Origin of the sequence: Curvibacter sp. CHRR-16 (assembly GCF_018474005.1) — a bacterium.
Taxonomy (GTDB): Bacteria; Pseudomonadota; Gammaproteobacteria; order Burkholderiales; family Burkholderiaceae_C; genus Allorhodoferax.
In genome coordinates, this window is sequence record NZ_JAHCSH010000016.1 from 1 (window position 1) to 4,087 (window position 4,087).

Consider the following 4,087-nt stretch of genomic DNA (forward strand, 5'->3'; position numbering starts at 1 on the left):
CCGCCGAACTTGGTTGCCAGCACGGTAGTGATAGCAGCTGTCAGGGTTGTCTTGCCGTGGTCAACGTGACCGATCGTACCAACGTTGACGTGGGGCTTGGTACGCGTGAATTTCTCTTTTGCCATTTATTTCTCCAAAGAACAAATCCGTGTAGTGGTTTTACGTCTGCACGGTGTTGCTGGATCGCCCCGCACGGAGAACAGGGCGGCACACCGTCGCAGACACTTGCAAATTATTTTGCGCGGGCAGCCATGATGGCTTCGGCAACATTCTTCGGAGCTTCGGCGTAGTGCTTGAACTCCATGGTGTACGTTGCGCGGCCTTGCGACATCGAGCGCAGGGTGGTCGAGTAGCCGAACATTTCGGACAAGGGAACTTCGGCCTTGATGGCCTTGCCGCCACCGACCATATCGTCCATGCCCTGCACCATGCCACGACGGGAAGACAGGTCACCCATCACGTTACCGGCGTAGTCTTCAGGCGTTTCGACTTCCACGGCCATCATGGGCTCGAGGATGACGGGGTTAGCCTTCTTGCAGGCTTCCTTGAAACCGAAGATGGCGGCCATCTTGAACGCGTTTTCGTTCGAGTCGACGTCGTGGTAGGAACCGAAGGTCAGAGCGACCTTGACGTCTACGACCGGGTAACCAGCCATCACGCCAGAGTTCAGAGCCTCGATGACGCCCTTTTCAACGGCAGGAATGAATTCACGGGGAACCACACCGCCCTTGATTTCGTCCAAGAACTCAAAGCCCTTGCCAGCTTCATTGGGCTCAACGCGGAACACCACGTGACCGTACTGACCCTTACCACCAGACTGGCGAACGAATTTGCCTTCGACGTCTGCCACACTCTTGCGGATGGTTTCGCGGTAGGCCACTTGGGGCTTGCCCACATTGGCTTCCACACCGAATTCACGCTTCATGCGGTCAACGATGATTTCCAAGTGCAACTCACCCATGCCACCAATGATGGTTTGACCAGACTCTTCGTCGGTTTGTACGCGGAAGGAAGGATCTTCCGCAGCCAAACGGCCCAATGCGATACCCATTTTTTCCTGGTCAGCCTTGGATTTCGGCTCCACAGCCTGACGAATCACAGGCTCAGGGAATACCATGCGCTCCAAAGTGATCACAGCAGAAGGATCGCACAAGGTTTCACCAGTTGTCACGTCCTTCAAGCCAACGCAAGCGGCAATGTCACCTGCGCGAATTTCTTCGACTTCTTGGCGGTTGTTGGCGTGCATCTGCACGATACGACCGATACGCTCTTTTTTGCCGCGCACCGAGTTGTAAACGGTGTCACCCTTGGACAAAACACCTGAATAGACGCGCACAAAAGTCAGCTGACCAACGAACGGGTCAGTCATCAACTTGAACGCCAATGCGGAGAATTTCTCAGCGTCGTCCGCTTTGCGGCTGGCAGGCTGCTCATCTTCATCGGTACCAGAAACTGGGGGAATATCCACAGGCGATGGCAGGAAGTCAATCACGGCATCCAGCATGCGTTGCACGCCCTTGTTCTTGAACGCAGTACCGCACAGCATAGGCTGAATCTCAGTGGAGATAGTGCGAGTGCGCAAGCCCAGCTTGATTTCCTCTTCAGACAAGTCCCCCTCTTCCAGGTACTTGTTCATCAGCTCTTCGCTGGCTTCAGCAGCTGCTTCCACCATCTTCTCGCGCCACTCTTTGGCAGTTTCTACCAAATCAGCGGGGATATCTTCGTAGTTGAACTTCATACCTTGGGATGCCTCGTCCCAAATGATGGCTTTCATTTTCAACAAATCAACTACGCCCTTGAAGTTTTCTTCAGCGCCGATTGGAACAACCACAGGAACGGGGTTGGCCTTCAAGCGCAACTTCATCTGGTCAACGACCTTGAAGAAGTTGGCGCCGGTGCGATCCATCTTGTTCACAAAAGCCAGACGTGGCACTTTGTATTTGTTGGCTTGGCGCCAAACTGTTTCAGACTGGGGCTGCACACCACCCACTGCACAGTAGACCATGCATGCACCATCCAGCACACGCATGGAGCGCTCCACCTCAATGGTGAAGTCCACGTGTCCGGGGGTATCAATGATGTTGAAACGGTGCTCAGGATAAGACAGTTCCATACCTTTCCAGAAGCACGTAGTCGCAGCGGAAGTAATCGTGATACCACGCTCTTGCTCTTGCTCCATCCAGTCCATGGTGGCAGCACCATCATGCACCTCACCAATCTTGTGGTTCACACCGGTGTAAAACAAGATGCGTTCTGTGGTGGTTGTTTTGCCCGCATCGATGTGGGCCGAGATACCGATATTGCGGTAGCGCTCGATAGGGGTTGTCCGTGCCATATTGATCCTCAACGGTCAGAAAAACAAAAGCGCCACACACTCAAAGCATGTGGCGTTAGCCTTCAGGCTAGCAATATTTCTAATTTAGAAACGGAAGTGCGAGAAGGCCTTGTTGGCTTCAGCCATGCGGTGTACTTCATCACGCTTTTTCATGGCACCACCACGGCCTTCAACAGCTTCCAACATTTCGTTGGCCAAGCGTTGTGCCATGGACTTTTCGCTACGCTTGCGGGCAGCCTCTTTGATCCAGCGCATAGACAGGGCTAAGCGACGTACTGGACGCACTTCAACAGGCACTTGGTAGTTAGCACCACCAACACGGCGAGACTTCACCTCAACCATGGGCTTGACGTTGTTGATAGCAGTGCTGAAAACTTCCAATGGGTCTTTTTCAGCATTCTTTTTGGCGATGATGTCCAAAGCGCCGTAAATGATGCGCTCTGCAACAGCCTTTTTACCACCTTCCATGATCACGTTCATGAACTTGGAAAGCTCTACATTGCCGAATTTTGGATCCGGCAGGATTTCACGTTTAGGGACTTCGCGACGACGTGGCATTTTTTACCTCTTTGCTTCAGTTGGCATGTTTGCCATGAGAGCTAGCAAACTCTCACTTACTTGACCAAATTGCTTTGGCCACTACGCCCTTGACCGCACCACACGCGGGCAAAAGGCACCTTGAAATTATTTAGCCTTAGGCTTCTTAGCACCGTACTTGGAGCGGGCTTGCTTACGATCTTTCACGCCTTGCAAGTCCAGGGAACCGCGCACGATGTGATAACGCACACCAGGCAAGTCCTTCACACGACCACCACGCACCAGCACCACGCTGTGCTCTTGCAAGTTATGGCCTTCACCGCCAATGTAGGAAATCACCTCAAAACCATTGGTCAGGCGCACCTTGGCGACCTTACGCAAAGCGGAGTTAGGCTTCTTAGGAGTAGTTGTGTACACGCGGGTGCAGACGCCACGACGTTGTGGGCAGTTCTGCATCGCAGGACTCTTGGATTTGATGGTCTCGACCTCACGGCCTTGACGCACTAATTGGTTAATGGTTGGCATTGAAACGTCCCTAAACGTTTGAAATTTACAAAAACGAAAAACCCTTCGGAAATTCCGAAAAGCCTACCAGTATAACAGCCCAACCCAATTGACACAAGGCCCGTTTTCAAAACGGCTTTAGCACAACGAGCATCACAATCAGCAGCAGCAGCAGTACTGGGATTTCATTGAACCATCGCAGCATCGTGTGCGTGTACCGCGCCTGCTTGAGTTTGTATTGACGCAGCATAAAACCGCATAGCCCATAGTAGGCCCACAAAACAACCACGACTAGCAGCTTGGCATGCAGCCACCCCCCCGAATAACCATAGCCCAACCACAGCCACATGCCCAGCATGGTCGCCAGTAATCCGAGTGGTAGCCCAAACCTATACAGTTTGCTGGCCATCAATAGCAGGCGCTCATATTCAACATGGCTACTTGGCACCACCATAGCCAAATTGACCAATATTCGCGGGAAATAAAAAATGGCCGAAAACCAACCGAGAACAAAAACAATGTGGAAAGTTTTGAGCCAAAGCATGGGGCAAGTGTACTTCGCCAATGACCCGTCCTGAATTAGGTTGACATCTTGGACGGTGAGTTTAGCCAGTGGATACTGGCCAGTGATGCCCGATGCACCGCATCGGGCGTTTGCATTTTCAGCGATAGATGCGGGCGCTCGCTGTTGTAGATCTGTACCGACTCGCG

General features: G+C 52.6%; 5 protein-coding genes. All 5 read right to left on the reverse strand.

The features are described from left to right. Positions 1-125: GTP-binding protein (locus tag KIK84_RS16385; RefSeq protein ID WP_250207903.1), on the reverse strand; the 125-nt coding region annotated here is incomplete at its 3' end. Positions 126-232: 107 nt separating this feature from the next. Further along, positions 233-2,335, reverse strand: coding sequence for an elongation factor G (gene fusA / locus KIK84_RS16390; protein ID WP_214124197.1), 2,103 nt, complete (start codon positions 2,333-2,335; stop codon positions 233-235). An 84-nt stretch (positions 2,336-2,419) separates the two neighbouring features. Next, positions 2,420-2,893 (reverse strand): 30S ribosomal protein S7, encoded by a 474-nt coding sequence (rpsG, locus tag KIK84_RS16395; RefSeq protein ID WP_214124198.1) that lies wholly within the window; start codon positions 2,891-2,893, stop codon positions 2,420-2,422. Positions 2,894-3,019: 126 nt separating this feature from the next. Further along, entirely contained in the window at positions 3,020-3,397 is a 378-nt protein-coding gene (rpsL, locus tag KIK84_RS16400) for a 30S ribosomal protein S12 (protein ID WP_214124199.1), read from the reverse strand. A gap of 106 nt (positions 3,398-3,503) precedes the next feature. Beyond that, complete coding sequence (locus KIK84_RS16405; protein ID WP_214124200.1) at positions 3,504-3,920, reverse strand: CopD family protein; 417 nt, start codon at positions 3,918-3,920, stop codon at positions 3,504-3,506. Positions 3,921-4,087: the final 167 nt, after the last annotated feature.